This is a genomic window from Blautia sp. MCC270 (assembly GCF_018785605.1).
Taxonomy (GTDB): Bacteria; Bacillota; Clostridia; order Lachnospirales; family Lachnospiraceae; genus Blautia_A; species Blautia_A fusiformis.
The window spans coordinates 39,952-56,091 of record NZ_WQQD01000006.1 but is presented as its reverse complement, the minus strand read 5'-3'; the positions used below and the strand labels follow the sequence as shown (position 1 = coordinate 56,091).

At 45.8% G+C, this 16,140-nt stretch carries 14 protein-coding genes; 12 read left to right on the top strand and 2 right to left on the bottom strand.

What is annotated here, in order from left to right; translation table 11 throughout:
• The first annotated feature begins 75 nt into the window (after window positions 1-75).
• From recD2 to GPK58_RS02260, 9 genes are all read left to right on the top strand, one after another.
• The gene (recD2, locus tag GPK58_RS02300) at window positions 76-2,349 is read left to right on the top strand and encodes an SF1B family DNA helicase RecD2 (protein WP_215638138.1); all 2,274 of its coding nucleotides are present in this window, start codon (window positions 76-78) and stop codon (window positions 2,347-2,349) included.
• Between the two features lie 26 nt (window positions 2,350-2,375).
• Window positions 2,376-3,053: a double zinc ribbon domain-containing protein gene (locus GPK58_RS02295; RefSeq protein ID WP_215638137.1), complete on the top strand. Its 678-nt coding sequence runs from the start codon at window positions 2,376-2,378 to the stop codon at window positions 3,051-3,053.
• 147 nt (window positions 3,054-3,200) lie between these two features.
• The gene (locus GPK58_RS02290) at window positions 3,201-3,635 is read left to right on the top strand and encodes a hypothetical protein (RefSeq protein ID WP_114002056.1); all 435 of its coding nucleotides are present in this window, start codon (window positions 3,201-3,203) and stop codon (window positions 3,633-3,635) included.
• On the top strand, window positions 3,632-4,741 hold the full coding sequence (locus GPK58_RS02285) for a hypothetical protein (protein ID WP_173775799.1): 1,110 nt from the start codon (window positions 3,632-3,634) through the stop codon (window positions 4,739-4,741). Before GPK58_RS02290 ends, GPK58_RS02285 begins: the two co-directional genes overlap by 4 nt.
• A gap of 42 nt (window positions 4,742-4,783) precedes the next feature.
• A complete protein-coding gene (gene cdaA / locus GPK58_RS02280; RefSeq protein ID WP_021651893.1) occupies window positions 4,784-5,668 on the top strand; it encodes a diadenylate cyclase CdaA in 885 nt (294 codons plus the stop codon).
• Window positions 5,649-6,950 carry a CdaR family protein gene (locus GPK58_RS02275; protein WP_173775800.1) on the top strand — a complete coding sequence of 434 codons (1,302 nt, stop codon included), beginning with the start codon at window positions 5,649-5,651 and terminating at the stop codon, window positions 6,948-6,950. Before cdaA ends, GPK58_RS02275 begins: the two co-directional genes overlap by 20 nt.
• 58 nt (window positions 6,951-7,008) lie before the next feature.
• Window positions 7,009-7,272, top strand: coding sequence for an HPr family phosphocarrier protein (locus GPK58_RS02270; protein WP_015527424.1), 264 nt, complete (start codon window positions 7,009-7,011; stop codon window positions 7,270-7,272).
• A gap of 52 nt (window positions 7,273-7,324) precedes the next feature.
• Complete coding sequence (locus GPK58_RS13205; RefSeq protein WP_215638127.1) at window positions 7,325-10,252, top strand: L,D-transpeptidase family protein; 2,928 nt, start codon at window positions 7,325-7,327, stop codon at window positions 10,250-10,252.
• A gap of 171 nt (window positions 10,253-10,423) precedes the next feature.
• Window positions 10,424-11,971, top strand: coding sequence for a GH25 family lysozyme (locus GPK58_RS02260; protein WP_215638126.1), 1,548 nt, complete (start codon window positions 10,424-10,426; stop codon window positions 11,969-11,971).
• Window positions 11,972-12,014: 43 nt separating this feature from the next.
• Here the strand turns inward: GPK58_RS02260 and GPK58_RS02255 are convergent, their stop codons facing one another.
• Window positions 12,015-12,353, bottom strand: a complete 339-nt coding sequence (locus GPK58_RS02255) for an EamA family transporter (RefSeq protein WP_015527421.1) — start codon at window positions 12,351-12,353, stop codon at window positions 12,015-12,017.
• Window positions 12,346-12,696 (bottom strand): EamA family transporter, encoded by a 351-nt coding sequence (locus tag GPK58_RS02250; RefSeq protein WP_092072564.1) that lies wholly within the window; start codon window positions 12,694-12,696, stop codon window positions 12,346-12,348. The genes GPK58_RS02255 and GPK58_RS02250 overlap by 8 nt, the downstream gene beginning before the upstream one ends.
• A gap of 168 nt (window positions 12,697-12,864) precedes the next feature.
• On the opposite strand from GPK58_RS02250, the gene GPK58_RS02245 reads away from it, so the two are divergent.
• Genes GPK58_RS02245 through GPK58_RS02235 form a run of 3 tightly spaced genes read left to right on the top strand, consistent with a single transcriptional unit; the run spans window position 12,865 to window position 16,057 of the window.
• Entirely contained in the window at window positions 12,865-13,797 is a 933-nt protein-coding gene (locus tag GPK58_RS02245; RefSeq protein ID WP_015527419.1) for a glycosyltransferase family 2 protein, read from the top strand.
• Entirely contained in the window at window positions 13,797-14,768 is a 972-nt protein-coding gene (locus GPK58_RS02240) for a hypothetical protein (protein WP_059086143.1), read from the top strand. Before GPK58_RS02245 ends, GPK58_RS02240 begins: the two co-directional genes overlap by 1 nt.
• A complete protein-coding gene (locus tag GPK58_RS02235) occupies window positions 14,765-16,057 on the top strand; it encodes an ATP-grasp domain-containing protein (RefSeq protein WP_015527416.1) in 1,293 nt (430 codons plus the stop codon). The genes GPK58_RS02240 and GPK58_RS02235 overlap by 4 nt, the downstream gene beginning before the upstream one ends.
• The last annotated feature ends 83 nt before the right edge of the window (window positions 16,058-16,140 follow it).

The window sequence follows — 16,140 nt, the reverse complement described above, 5'->3', positions numbered from 1 at the left end:
GGAAACTCATACAGATAAGGCGCTGCAGCTGCAGTGCCTTTTGCTGTTATCAGAGGTTTACAGATGGAGAAAAAAATGAGTGAGACAGTTACAGGATATATAGATCATGTGATCTTCCGAAATGAAGATAATGGATATACGGTCATGGTACTGAAAGGGATGGAAGAGGAACGGGAACTGACCTGTGTGGGGACATTTCCTGCGATCACCCAGGGGGCTGCCATTGAAGCTTCCGGAAATTATACAACACATCCGGTGTATGGCAAGCAGTTTCAGATAGCCTCCTACGTAGAAAAAATGCCGGAGGATGCACTGGCCATGGAGCGTTATCTGGGTTCCGGTGCGATCAAGGGGATCGGAGCGGCACTGGCAGCCAGGATCGTACGTCGTTTCGGTGATGATACTATGCGTATTGTAGAGGAAGAGCCGGAGCGGCTGGCTGAGATCAAGGGAATCAGCGAAAAAAAGGCCATGGAGATCGCAGAACAGATGACGGAGAAAGCAGATATGCGCCGCGCTATGATCTTTCTCCAGAAATACGGGATATCACTGAATCTCGGCGCAAAGATCTATCAGAAATATGGGCAGACTGTATATGGAGTCCTGCAGGAGAATCCGTATCGCCTTGCAGAGGATATCAGTGGTGTGGGATTCCGTATCGCAGATGAGATCGCTTCCCGGATCGGGATCCATACAGATTCAGATTACAGGATAAGAAGCGGAATGTTGTATACTCTCCTACAGGCTTCAGGAGAAGGCCATATCTATCTCCCGAAGGAGGAACTTTTTTCCAGGGCATCCGGACTTTTGGGAGTAGATTCCTCCTACATGGAAAAACATCTCATGGATATGGTAGTAGACCGGAAACTGATCCTGAAAGAAACAGAAGACGGTGCAGTTGTCTATCCCACACGATATTATTATCTTGAGCTGAATTCAGCCAGAATGCTCTGTGAGCTGAACATCCTCTGCCCGGAAGATGAGGAGATGATGGAAAAACGGATCAACAGGATCGAAAAGGAGACAGGAACCCGGTTAGATGAAATGCAGAAACAGGCAGTGGCGGCAGCTGCCAGTCATGGTCTGTTCATTCTGACCGGCGGGCCGGGAACCGGAAAGACTACAACGATCAATACGATTATCCGTTATTTTGAAGAGGAAGGCGCTGAGCTGCGGCTTGCAGCTCCCACCGGCCGTGCAGCCAAGCGAATGACAGAGGCTACCGGATACGAGGCTCAGACGATCCACAGACTTCTGGAGCTGAACGGGATGCCGGAGGAAGAGCAGGAAGGCCGTGCAGTTCATTTTGACAGGAATTCGGAGAATCCGCTGGAAGCGGATGTGATCATCATTGATGAGATGTCCATGGTAGATATCGCACTGATGCATTCATTGCTTCTTGCAGTGACAGCAGGGACCAGACTGATCCTGGTAGGTGATGAAAATCAGCTTCCCAGTGTAGGCCCGGGAAATGTTCTGAGGGATATTATCCGCAGCGGCTGTTTTCCGGTAGTAGAGTTGAAAAAGATTTTCCGCCAGGCATCTGAAAGTGATATTGTGGTGAATGCACATAAGATCAACCGGGGCGAGCAGGTGACCATCAATAACAAGAGCCGGGATTTCTTTTTTCTGAAAAGATATGACGCGGACATCATTATCCGTGTGGTGATCGCACTGATCCAGGAGAAGCTTCCGCGTTATGTAGATGCAAAGCCCTATGAGATCCAGGTGCTCACGCCTATGCGTAAGGGACTTTTAGGTGTGGAGCGGCTGAACCAGATCCTTCAGAGATATCTGAACCCGCCGGATGAAAAGAAAAAGGAGAAAGAGATCGGACAGCGTCTTTTCCGTGAGGGGGATAAGGTGATGCAGGTGAAGAACAATTACCAGCTGGAGTGGGAAATCCTTGGACGATACAAGATTCCTGTGGATAAAGGTGTGGGCGTGTTTAACGGAGATACCGGTATTATGACGGAGATCAATGAATTTGCGGAAACGGCTACCGTGGAATTTGAGGATGGCAGACAGGCAGAATATTCCTTCAAACAGCTTGAGGAACTGGAACTTGCCTATGCAGTGACCATACATAAGTCCCAGGGCTCAGAATATCCGGCAGTGATCCTTCCGATCCTTTCCGGACCAAGGATGCTGATGAATCGGAATCTTCTGTATACAGCAGTGACCAGAGCCAGAAAATGTGTTACCGTAGTAGGCAGCGAGACCACTTTTGCGGAGATGATCCGTAATGAAAAACAGCAGCAGAGATACAGCTCTCTGGACAGACGGATCCGGGAGCTGGATGAATCTGAACAGAAAGAGAGCGCCATCGGGGAGAAAGGACTTTCTTGAAAAAAACAGCAGATTTTTTACTGGACATGCTTTACCCGAAAAAATGCCCGCTGTGTCATCAGATACTGAAAAAAAAAGACCGGCTGATTTGCCCGGAGTGTTCCGAAAAGGTCAGGCCTATATCCGGTCCCAGGTGTATGAAATGCGGAAGACCGGTAAAAATGGAAGAGGAATACTGTGAAGACTGCCGCAAGGGTGCCCATCATTTTACGGAGGGCAGAAGTATTTTCTGGTACGGAGAGGTCTGGAGACAGTCTCTGGTACGATTTAAGTATTACGGATGTCGGGAATATGGGGATTTTTATGCAAAGGCAATGAGCGTCTTCGGAAAAAAATATCTGGAACGGTGGAAGCCTGATCTGATCGTTCCCGTTCCTCTACATCCCAGAAAAAAAAGGATGAGAGGTTTTAACCAGGCAGCATATCTGGCAGAAAGGCTCAGTGTTCTTACAGGGATCCCATGGAATGAGCATCTGGTAAAGAAGATACGAAGCACAAGATCTCAAAAAAAACTCAATGCCATACAGAGGCGTCAGAATCTGAAAAATGCATATCAGGTAACCGAAAAGATCCCGGGTTTTTCTGTACTTGTGGTGGATGATGTATACACAACAGGAAGTACGGCAGATGCCATGGCAATGTGTCTTCTTGAGGCCGGTGCAGAGAAAGTTTATTTTCTGACAATATGCGCAGGAAGGGCATGAAACAGCCGAAAAAACACTTTTCATAGGTATGGAACTATGCTACAATAAATTTGATTGCAGTTAAACAGTATAACTGTATGGAAAGCGTAATGCGGATCATATATTGGGGATTTTCCTGATAAAGAAAGCTTATGAGGAGTTATTTTTATGGTAAATGAAGAAAAAGTGAAGATTATGAACCGGCTGGCTATGTATGAACATGGCGAAGGCAGGAAGTATCTTCCGGTGAGCAGATATTATCGAAGTGATTATATTGGACTTGCACTGATCAGAAACTTTTTTCTGGTAACGATCGGATATGTATTGGGACTTGCAGGCGTTGCCGCATATTTCAGCGAATATCTTATGGATAATGTGAATAAGATTAATCTGGTCGAGGTTGGGATCTATATCATCGTCGGTTATCTGATCGTGCTTGTTGTATATTCGATACTGACCTACATCCAGTATTCTGTGAAATATTTCCGGGCAAAAAAAAGTGTCAGGGAATATTATCAGGATCTTACAAGACTGGAAAAAATCTACGGGCGGGAGGAAAAAAGAAATCCGGTCCGGAGAAATGCAGGAGGACATAGAAAATGACAGCTTTACTTGAGATCAAACAGAATATCAAAAGATTTTACGGACAATATGAAGTATATATACTGCCGGTCCTGAAGTTTGTTCTGGCATTTGCCTATTTTCTCTGGATCAACAGCAATATGGGTTACATGAAACAGCTGGATAATATTTTTGTTGTCCTGATCCTGGCGCTTGTATGTTCGATCCTTCCGGTTTCCGTGATGATGTTTATGGGATTTGCGTTGATGATCGGGCACTGTTATGCAGTCGGGATCGAAACGGCAGGATTTATGCTGCTTCTTATTCTGTTAATGCTGATCCTGTTCCTAAGATTCAGCAGGTCACAGAATCTTGCAATGATCCTTACACCACTTTCTTTCGGATTTGGTGTTCCTGCACTTATGCCGATCGGAGCAGGCCTGCTGGGTAGCGCATTGTCAGCGCTTCCGGCCGGATGCGGTGTTGTGATCTATTATTTTATACGGTTTGTACATGTACAGTCGGCGGCACTCAGTGATCCTGCCGCAGAGATCACAGAAAAACTGAAGCTGATCTCTGACGGACTTGTCCATAACTGGGCAATGTGGATCACGGTGATCGCGTTTGTGGTAGTGATCCTGTTTGTGAACCTTCTGAGAACACGGGCGTTTGATTATGCATGGAGGATTGCTGTCATTGCCGGTGGCGTGATCTATATCCTGGTTATCCTTGCCGGAGATTTCTGCCTTAGTATTACGGTAGCCATGGTGCCGATGATCCTGTCCACAGTGATCTCCGTACTGGCAGGATTTGTTCTGGAGTTCTTTGTTTTTGGCGGAGATTACAGCAGAACAGAACGTCTGGAATATGAGGATGATGAGTACTATTACTACGTAAAAGCCGTTCCGAAGGCAACGGTCGCCACTTCTGAGAGAAGTATCAAAAAGATCAATGCGGAGCCGGTAAAAGAAGAAAAAAAAGAAGACAATGTTGTGTCTTTCAGTGATGATGTATTTCCTGAGAAGAACGAAATGCATACAGTAAAGATGCCGGATATGGTTTCCGAAAATACAGTAAGTGAGAAACCGCAGGGATTGGACAAGATCGATTTCGAAAAACAGCTGGAGGAATCGCTGAAGGATCTTTAAACAGGAACGATTGGAATAGCTCAGGAAGAAAGGAGGAGACTTATGCAGAATGTGCTGACAGTTGTGGTCGGATATCTTGGGAAAATTTCCCTTCCGGGACTTGGCGTGATAGATATCATTGAGATCGGACTGATTTCCTTTTTTGTATATCAGTTTATGGCATGGATCAAATTTACACGTGCATATACCCTTCTGAAGGGCATTTTGATCGTCCTTGGATTTATCCTGGTCGCATATATCTTCAAAATGAATACGATCCTCTGGATCTTCCGGAACCTGGCTAATGTGCTGGTGATCGGTGTGATCGTAATCTTTCAGCCGGAGCTGAGGAAGGCGCTGGAGCAGCTGGGACAGAAGAAGTTTGTTTCCAACATTATTCCCTTTGATTCCGGCAGGGAAGTGCAGGAGCGTTTCAATGACAAGACTATCAACGAACTGGTAAAGGCTTGTTTTGATATGGGTGAAGTTAAGACCGGAGCACTGATCGTGATCGAGGAAGAGATCCGGCTTGATGAATATGTGAGAACCGGTATCAATATTGACGGTATCCTTACCAGTCAGCTGCTGATCAATATTTTTGAGCATAATACACCTCTTCATGACGGAGCGGTGATCGTGCGGGGAAACCGCGTAGTAGCAGCAACCTGCTATCTGCCTCTTTCAGATAATATGGAACTGAGCAAACAGCTGGGAACAAGACACAGAGCAGGTGTGGGTATCAGCGAAGCTACGGATTCTCTTACGATCATTGTTTCGGAAGAGACGGGACAGGTTTCTGTGGCCAGAGGCGGTGAGTTATCCAGAGGGCTTAACAGCAAGCAGCTTCGTGAAGTACTTGTTTCTGCTCAGAATAAAAAGGTTGTTGACAACGGTAAGCTGAGAAATCTGCTGAAAGGGAGAGTGAAACATGAAGAAAAATCTGACTAAGAACATCCCTTTGAAAATCATGTCGATCATTGTGGGAATCCTGGTGTGGCTGATCGTAGTAAATGTTGATGACCCTATCATTACGAAAGGCTTTGTGATCTCAGATGTGCAGATCATCAATGAAGCTTATGTGGATCAGCTGGGCGAGATGGTCATGCAGGATGATCGTGAAAATTCAGTACGTGTTTATATTACAGGTGAGCGGAAGATAGTCAACCGTCTCACCTCAAGTGATATTAAGGCAGTTGCAGACCTGCAGCAGGCCCAGTCTACCGATACAGATCCTGTAATGATCCCCATTACAGCAACCTGTTCCGGGATACTTCCGGAGAATATCCGGGTGTCACCGCAGAATTTAAGTGTCCATCTGGAAAAAAAGGTAACCAAGGAATTTGCAATCAACGTTACCAGTGATGACAGCAAGCCTGCACAGGGGCTGGAGGTTGCTTCGCTTACCGCAAATCCGGAAAAAGTCCGTATTACAGGACCGGAATCCCTAGTTGGTAAGATAGACAGTGTGAGTGTGGATGTAAGTTCAAAGCTTGAGGGAATCGACCAGGATACGACGATCACAGGCGCAGAACTGACCATCACAGATAAGAATCAGGATACACTTTCATCAAATTCCATGAGCTATCTGAAATTTGACAACAACGGAAAGGTCAATGTCACGGCAAAGCTCTGGAAGGTGCGTTCTGATATACGGATCAGTGCGGGATATACGGGAGAACCGGCAGAAGGTTATGTTGTGGACAGTGTCACGACAGTACCGGAGACTTTCAGCGTAGCCGGAAGTGAAGAAGCACTGAACAATCTGAAACTTCAGGGAAATACTATTTATCTTGACAATGAGAATGTGGATATTTCAGGAAAGAGCAATGACGTGGAAAAGAAAGTAAACCTGTCAGAGCTTCTTCCGGATGGCCTTAAGCTGACATCCGGATCCAGTACGGACCTCTGGATCACAGTCAATATCCTGCCGGAGGGCAGTAAGATATACAGCTTCCCGACAGAGGATATCAAAGTAAAGGGTCTGCCTGATGATCTGCAGCTGGCATTTGAAGTTGCGGATATTGAACTGAAGGTGCAGGCGGAAGACGGAGATCTTTCCCAATTTGATCTGAAGTCGGTAGGAGCAGCACTTTCCATGGATGACTGGGAGGAGGGCAGCTACGAAGTACCGATCAAAATCAGCCTTCCGGAAGGCTACAAGCTGCTGGAGGATGTAACCGCCGAGATCAAAATCTCCAAGGTTTCCAATGTAGACAGCAGCAGTCAGTAAGTAATCACAGCTTTGGACAAGGCTTGAAGGATAAGTAATATAAAGGGAGACAGCAGCAATGTTAAGTTATAAGGTAACGGTCAGGAACCCGTCAGGGCTTCATCTTCGTCCCGCAGGGCTTTTGTGCGGCGAGGCAATAAAATACAAATCGTCCATAACATTTCAGTATGCCGGAGGTACAGCGAATGCCAAAAGTGTTCTGAGTGTTCTGGGTGCCTGTGTTAAAAGCGGGGATGAGATCACACTGGTCTGCGAGGGTGAGGATGAACAGGCTGCGATAGATGCGCTTGTGGCTCTTATCGAAGGCGGACTGGGCGAATGATACGTAACAGATACAATAATTATTTACAGCAGCATGATCAGGAGGGATTATCGTGAAGAGAAGAGTTGTGGCAATTTTTCTCAGTCTGACATTATGCATGGGCGGAACTCTGGAAGCCGGCGCTGCGGCTTTGGGAAGTACAGACGTGCAGATGGCAGCAGAGACAGCCGGCGATCCGGCTGAGGATGTATTCAGTGATGAAGAGGGAACGACTGTACAGCAGCCGGAGACAGAAGCGGATCAGACAGGTAGTACTGACAGTTCAGAAGAAATACCGGTTGAACCGGAGAATCCAGCAGAGACACCGGATGTTATAGAAACACCGGAGATTACAGAGACACCGGAAACTACAGAAGCACCGGAGGCTACAGAAGCACCGGATGCGACAATAGAAGACAGTACAGATCCGGGCGATGATTTCAGTGCAGGTGATGCACAGGAACTGGATGCACCGTCAGCAGATACCGCAGTACAGAACAAAGTAGAGAACAACAAGGCAGAGGAAACTTCTGTTACCGGAGCATCACTGGTAAACGGTGTAGTCGTTGCCAAGACAAGTGACTGGGTTTCTGCAAACGGTTTTTACAGACTCCGCAAAAAGAAGGTTGCTGCATCTGCAGCCCCGGAGGGAAAAGCTTCTGAGGATCCTGCAGAAAGCAGTGAAGAAGAGCAGAAAACAACAGTTGATGAAACAGCTGCAGCAGCACAGGAGGTACAGCAGACTGAAGAGCTTCCGGATGGTGCAGCAGAGAGTGAGCAGGCTCAGGTACTCCAGAATGAGTCAGCAGAAGGAGAGCAGGAGACTGCAGCCGAGGAAGGTGCAGCAGAAGAAGTTTCTACAGAGGAAGTATCCGTAGCAGAAGCTTCTGCAGAGACAGCATCCGCAGATGTAGTGTCTGCAGAGGAGACATCCGCAGAGACAGTACCCGCAGAAACAGAGACGGCAGTCGAAACATCAGAGAGCGCAGATAACGCAGAGACTCTTGCCCTGGATGAAGGGAACGCTTCTCAGGCATCAGAAACAGGTTCCATCGAAGATAATTATTTTACCGCACAGGATGGTCTTCTTAAGATCAATACCAACGGACATGTGGGATATTATCTTTTTAATGAAGACGGATATCTGGTAACCGGCCGCATGACCCGTGAGCCAGGTACAGCAGGTTATACCGGAACACAGAAGACAGAATGGTATTTCCTCGAAAGTTCCAAAGCTTCCCTGTATTCGGATTCCACCGGAAAAGCGATCACACCGTGGACATCCAATCTTGGCCAGCAGAAGAGAAATTACTGGTTATGGACAGGAACTGCTTTCCGCTATTATAATTCTCAGGGTGATTACAAATCCATAGAGGCTCAGAACCTTGCAGGCAAGATCAAGAAGATCGGAAATGCTTATTATACACTGATGCGCAACGGAAAACCGCGAACAGGGATCCTGAAGCTGACAACCGGTTCCACAACATATCAGTATTATTTCCAGCCGGCATCAAAGGAAGGGGAGATCCCGGGAAAGCTTTTTTATGGCGGATGGACATATGTTTTAAACAGCAAAAATCAGAAACGTTTTATCTATTGTAGTCCGAAGGCTGCCACACGTGGACAGATCATGAAACATGGAATTTATGTATCGAAGGTAATGTCAAAGAAATATTTGTACATGTTGAATGCCAGTGGCTATGTTATGACGAATACAATGGCGAAGGCGCAGAATAATGCATATTATGTTACAAATAGCAAGGGACGTGTCATTAAGCGCAAGCTTGTTAAATACAAGGGCAGCAGATATTATTTCGGAGACAATGGTAAGAGAGTTTCCTGGAGGAACTGCTGGCATGGCTGCCCGGGTGCATCCAACAAGATTTATTATTTCGGAAGTACAGCAGGAAAGATCGTTGAAAAATATGGCTGGCAGAAGGTGACTGATGCAAAAGGTCAGTTCTTCGGATGGTTTTACTTTGACAAAAACGGAAACCATTATAAGAGCCAGATGATAACAAACAAGTCCTCCAAAAAGAGCTATTACTTTAACAGCACAGGACAGCTTGCAACCGGAAAGACCAAGATCGGAAAAAATTATTATTTCTTTGCAACATCAGATGCCAATGCGCACAGAGGCTGGATGTACAAGAGTACATTGATCCGTTACCAGAATAAGTGGTATTATGCAGGCGGCAACGGTGTTCTGAAAAAGTCAGGCTGGCAGAAGGTCGGTAAATACTGGTACTATCTGCAGAACTATACCGTTGTGACAAATAAATCCATGAAGCGTGGTTCCGTAAATGGTTATCTGGACAGCCAGGGACGTTTTTCCACCGGCTGGGTGATCGTCAGCGATTACTATGATCAGGTCAAATATATCGATCCGAACAGCGGTTCCAGGTATCTGACCAATACAAGCAGATGGATCAATGGAAAACTGTATTACTTTGATAAGAACGGTTACCGCCGCAATGATGTTTCAAATATTTACGGAGGACCATATTACCTGGAGGTTGATAAGACCAACGGTGTTATGACTGTATACACAAACAGCAGCAAGACGATTCCGGTTAAGACAATCCGTGTTTCTGTAGGTCTCTCCGGAACACCTACATGGGATGGTACATACAGACTGAGCCGCAGTCTGAGATGGCAGCCATTGATGGGACCGTCCTGGGGACAGTACGGAACACATGTTGACGGATGCGGACAGGGAGGAATCTTTATCCATTCTGTAGCTGGCTCGACCAGGAGTGTTTACAATCTTCCGGCAGGTGAGTACCTGAAACTTGGTCAGCCTGCATCTCACGGATGTATCCGTACCTGTGTGGCTGATGCGAAGTGGGTATATGAGAACTGTAACGGTTCTACGATCCACATTTACAGCAGCGGAAATTACGTTAACAATGAAGCCTTCAAGGGACCGTTAGGCCGCAGACCGTTGGCAACCTTCCGTGGAGCCGGAAACTTTGATCCTACAGACCCGGAAGTTCCGTGATCTATACCGAACAGTACCAGAAAGAAATATATAGAATAACCGAAGACCGATGTTCAGCTGTATGAAGCTGACATCGGTCTTTTTCCATATATGGCTTTACTTTCCATTTTTTCATATGTATAATAAAAGTCATGCACAAATAAACAACATAATTTATGGAAGGAAACTAAAATGAAAAACTGGAAGAAATGGCTGGTGGCAGGCTGTATGGCAGCACTGCTGGGAATCGGAACAATGGGAACTACAGCGATGGCCATGGGCGGCGGAGGCGTAGACCGAAGCGAGGCAGTTGCTGAGGAAGAAAAGGTCCCCAGCGGGAAGGCAACACAGAATTCCAGGGTAAGTTCAAAGGCCTGGAAGAAGCTCAACGGTGTCTGCTATAACGGAAGCGGCCAGAAGCTGGAAGGTGCTGTCACACGTGGAATCGATGTTTCCGAGTGGCAGGATACCATCAACTGGGGTCAGGTCAAAAAGTCCAATGTAGATTTTGCCTTTGTCAGGATTTCCTATGGCCTGAACCATCTGGATAAGACATATGATTACAACATGAAACAGGCGGAGAAGGCAGGAGTTCCGACAGGAACCTATGTGTACAGCCTTGCGCTGAATACACAGCAGGCACTGAAGGAAGCACAGCTTGCCATCCGTAAAATGGATGGATATAAAGTATCCTATCCGGTGGTTTATGACATTGAATATGATCAGATGCGTAATCTTTCCGCATCACAGATCGCGGATCTGGCAAAAACCTTCTGCAATGAGGTAAAAAAAGCCGGATATCATCCAATGATCTACTGCAATACAGACTGGTATGACAACAAGCTTGACTGGAGTAAGATGACAGGGTATGATGTATGGCTTGCACGATATGGTGATAGGATCCTAGCTCCTGACAAGAAAAAGTACAAATATACCATCTGGCAGTCCACCGATGGTGACGGCGGCGGATATCTGAATACCACCAAGGGGCTGGTTGCAGGAATCCCGTCTTATTCTACTGTAGATATTGACTTCGGTTATGTTGATTATACAAAGATCATCACACCCAGATGGCATGCACAGACCGGCTACAAAGCATCCACCAGACCGGATACCAGTAACTATAAGGGGAAAACCGGCTGGGCAACAGAGAACGGAAAGAAATTTTATTATGTCAATGGTGTCAAAAAATACGGCTGGGTTCAGGTAAAAAATAAGAAATATTATATCCATAAGATCGCAGGAATGTACCGTTCAAGGCTGATCAGGGATTCCAAGAACATTTCCAGATATGTAGACAAAAATGGAGTCCTTGTGAAAAATACCTGGATCACCTATAAGGAGAAAAAATATTATTTTGACAAAAACGGACATGCATTAAAGGGCATGAAAAAGGTTGGAAAGAACTATTATTATTTTCAGGCCAAATATGGATACAGGATGAGACATGTGCGGTACATGAACAGCAGGGATGATGTATATTATTTTGGCGGTGACGGCGTTATGGTCAAAAAGGTATTCTATACATGGAGCGGAAACAATGAAAGCCATACCTATTATTTTGGCTCCAATGGAAAGATGCAGAGAGGCTGGCTCAAACTGGACGGAAAGAGATATTATTTTGATCCGGAAACAGGAATCATGTACAAAAACTGTACTATTGAGAAAAACGGAAAGAGCTATACATTCGATGAAAATGGTGTATACACAACTGTATCCGCAGCAAATAAGAAAAAATAAAAAAATGCCGGCAGCGAACATAAAGCTGCCGGCATTTTTATGATCATAAGGTATAAACAAGGATTCCCAGGATGATGATCAGATTTCCGATGATCTTTCCGCGGGAAATCTTTTCTTTCAGGATCCGCCAGGAAAACAGCAGGACAAAAACATAGGCGGCAGTATCGATCACCGGTCCGAATTTCATATCCACTTTGGTGTAGCACCAGGTATTCAGGAGCAACACTCCAAAAAAGATACCATAGGCCAGGATCACCCGCCAGTTCAGATATTCCCGGAGAGGGTTTTTGTATTCCATATTGGCACTCTGCTTCAGAAGTACCTGGGAAATTGCCGAAAAAAAGGTTCCTGCCAGCATGATCAGCATAAACGTTCTATTCATATCTCTGCACCATCCAGACTCCGATCAGAACGATCAGGATGCCAATGATGTTCTGAAACGAAAGATTTTCGTGAAAAATGATCACAGCCCATACCTGGGACCACAGAAGATAGACGCTTTTGTTGGCGTAGGCCGTGGAAAGGGAAAATTTTTTGATCACCTGCTGCCATGCAATGGCGTAGATCCCACAGTTTGCGATCATAAGAAAAAGAAATACATAGAGAAGAGGACTATGAAGCCCTTCTTTATTGTAATAAACCGATGCAAGCTTGGAAAAAACGCTGGTAAGAGAAAACAGCAGGATATTCAGATGAAGCTGAATATAATCTTTGATTTTTGTCATGTTTCCTCCATATCATAAATGCGATTATCATAGACTGATAATCAATATATATCATCCGGCAGGTTTATGCAAGAAAATGTTTGAACAATGTAATGGTTTACAACAGGAAATGAAAATGATAAGATTAAACGATAAGTGTCAATTGATACAAAAGAGAGGAAAAACGATATGTGTTTATATTCAGTGGTTGTTCCTGTATACAATTCAGAACATACGCTGCAGGAACTGTACACCCGTCTGGAAAAAGTATTCCGGGAAACGATAAAAGAAGAATTTGAACTGATCCTTGTAGATGACGGGTCCAGGGACCGGTCTTTTGCGGTTATGCAAGAACTCCGGGAAAAAGATCCCCGTGTCAAGATCATCCAGATGGCAAGGAATTTTGGACAGCATCCTGCGCTTCTGTGCGGATTTGCCCACGCAAAGGGAGAGTTCATCGTAACTATGGATGATGACCTTCAGCATCAGCCTGAGGAGCTCCCCAAAATGATCAATGTAATGAAGGAACGTGACGATGTGGATGTGATCATTGCAAGCTATGAAGGACGTAAGCATAATCTGATTCGGAAGCTGGGCACAAAGCTGTCTGTATGGGCAACTTCCAAAATGCTCGGCAAGGATCCGAACCTTCAGATCACCAGTTATCGACTGATCCGCCGGTTTCTGGTGGAAGCCATGCTGAAGACCAATACATATCTTCCGCAGATTGGAAATCTTCTGGTTTTAAGCTCCAACCGTATCATCAATGTTCCGGTGCAGCATGCAGCACGTGCATATGGAAAGAGCGGATATTCTTTTCGCCGCCTTGTGAAGGATCTCATCTATGATATTACTGCCCATACGGCATTTCCGTTGCTTATGGTGCGAAACATCGGCATTGCCAGTTTTCTGGTAAGCTTTTTACTGGGGATCTATTATCTGGTGAGATATTTTCTGTGCGGGATCTCAGTGGAAGGTTGGACATCTCTGATGCTTGTGATGCTGGCATTTTTCGGACTGACATTGCTTTCGATCGGGATCATCGGTATTTATCTCATGAATATTCTCAATGAGGCCAAAAAGATGCCGCACTATGTGATCCGTCAGGAGGAGACAGACTGATGAAAAAAGAGATCGGCGGCTATCTGGAACTGGAAGAACCGGCGGGACAGGAATACTATCCGGATCTCTGCGGCGTGAATCTCGGAAGAACAGCGCTTTTGTGGTTGATGGAGGCACGCAGGTGCAAAAAGATCTACCTGCCATTTTTTCTCTGTGATTCCGTAACCGGTGCCTGTGAGAGGTCCGGGGCAGAAATCGAATTTTATCATATGGATGAAGGGTTGCATCCGGTTCTTGAGGAGAGAACTCTTCCGGAAGGAGAATATCTGTATCTGGTAAATTATTATGGCCAGCTTACCGATGATAAGATCCGGAAATATAAAAAAATCTATGGGAATATCATTGTGGATCATACGCATGCGTTTTTTCAGAAACCGCTGCCGGGTGTGGACACTCTGTACTCCTGCAGAAAATTTCTCGGAGTCAGTGACGGAGCATATCTGTCTACCGATGCGGAACTGGAACCGGAAAAGAAGCCTCTGGACCATTCCATGGGAAGAATGGAGCATATTCTGGGACGTTATGAATATGATGCCGGAACCTTCTATCAGAAAATGCTGGATAATGCAGCAAATTATCATGAGATGGAGATCCGCCGAATGTCCCGTCTGACCGGAAACCTCCTCAGGACTATGGATTATTCCGGTATCAAAGCAAGAAGAGAACAGAACTACCGCCTGCTGTCGCAGCTTCTTCCTTCAAGGAATGCTTTTACAGGGGAGGTGCCGGAGGGACCGTTTGCCTATCCGTATTATCATAAGAACGGATTAGAGCTTCGACGCTGGCTGGCAGGCCGGAAGATTTTTGTGCCGACAAACTGGCGCAATATCCTAGAAGAATTTGACAGGGATACCATGGAATATGACTGGGCTGCCAATGTGCTGCCGCTTCCCTGTGACCAGAGATACGGGGCAGAAGAAATGCAGTATATCGCGGATTCCATAAGAGAATGGGAGGAAACGGAATCATGAAACACAGATTGCTGATACTGGGAACGTTGGGAGAATTTGAGCAACTGGTGCAGAAGGCCCGCGAAAAAGGATACTACACCATTGTCTGCGACGGATATCCGGATGGTCCGGCAAGAAAATTTGCAGATGAGGCATTTCAGATCCCGGTAACAGATACGGAACGGATCGCCTGTCTCTGCCGAGAAAAAGAGATCGATGGGATCATCACATCCTTTTCCGACCTTCTTCTGGAATGTATGGTAAAGATCGCGGACCGGGCAGGAATCCCCTGTTATCTGAAACCGGAGCAGCTTCCCTGGTATCGTGATAAATCAGCGACCAGAGCACTGCTTACTGAACTGGGACTTCCCACTCCGGGTTTTCGAAAAATCCCGATCGCATATTTTAAAGACAGGTCCAAAAGAACTCAACTGAAAGAGCTGCTTGAGGGACTTCGTTATCCGGTGGTCAGCAAGCCACTGGATAAATACGGCTCCCGCGGGATCTATATATCCGAAGATCTGGAGGAGCTGATAAACGGGGCAGAAAAAACAGCAGGATTTTCTGATATGCCGGAGATTTTGGTGGAAGAATATAACGATGGCTATGAATTCAATATGATGACCTGGGTGCGGCATGGAAAAGTCCATGTGATCAGTATTGCAGACCGTGAAAAGACATTTGTTGCCAAAGGGGAGATTCCCATCAGCACAAGAAATGTGTATCCTTCCAGATTATTGTCAAAAGTTGAAAAGCCTGCCACAGAACTTCTTCAGGCATATGCGGACAGAACCGGTCAGAAAGACGGAGCCCTTTCCATGCAGTTTTTCTGGAAGCCGGGAGAAGGTATCCAGGTCTGCGAGATCGCCGCACGATTTTTCGGATATGAGCATGAATTGACCGATATGGTCTATGGCTTTAATATGGAAGAGCTTCTTCTTGCATCTCTCTATGATCCGGATAAACTGGAAAAAATGCTTGCAGAACACGATGTTCATAAACCACAGTGCTGTGGAGCTGTCATTTATTTTCAGGGAAGGCTTCTTACCATCGAAGATCAGTCTGCGGCAGTCCGGCTGGGAGAGAAAGAACAGGTGGAAAAGCCCTGGATCTTTTATCAGGAAGGAGAGAAGGTCATTGAGCATGGTCCTAATCCGTATCTGGCATTATATTATGTAAAAACAGAGAATCGTAAGGAAATGGATCTTCTCACAGAAGAGTTTTATGAGGAAATGCATATTCTGGATCCCAACGGCCAGGAGGTGGCATACCATAATCAGATCCCGGATTATGCACCGGCAGAAAAATAGGCATTGAATTTACAACATGAGTGTGAGAAAATGGAATGTGCAGTTAATGTAGAAAAACCATGAAGAATAAGAAATAAAGAGGA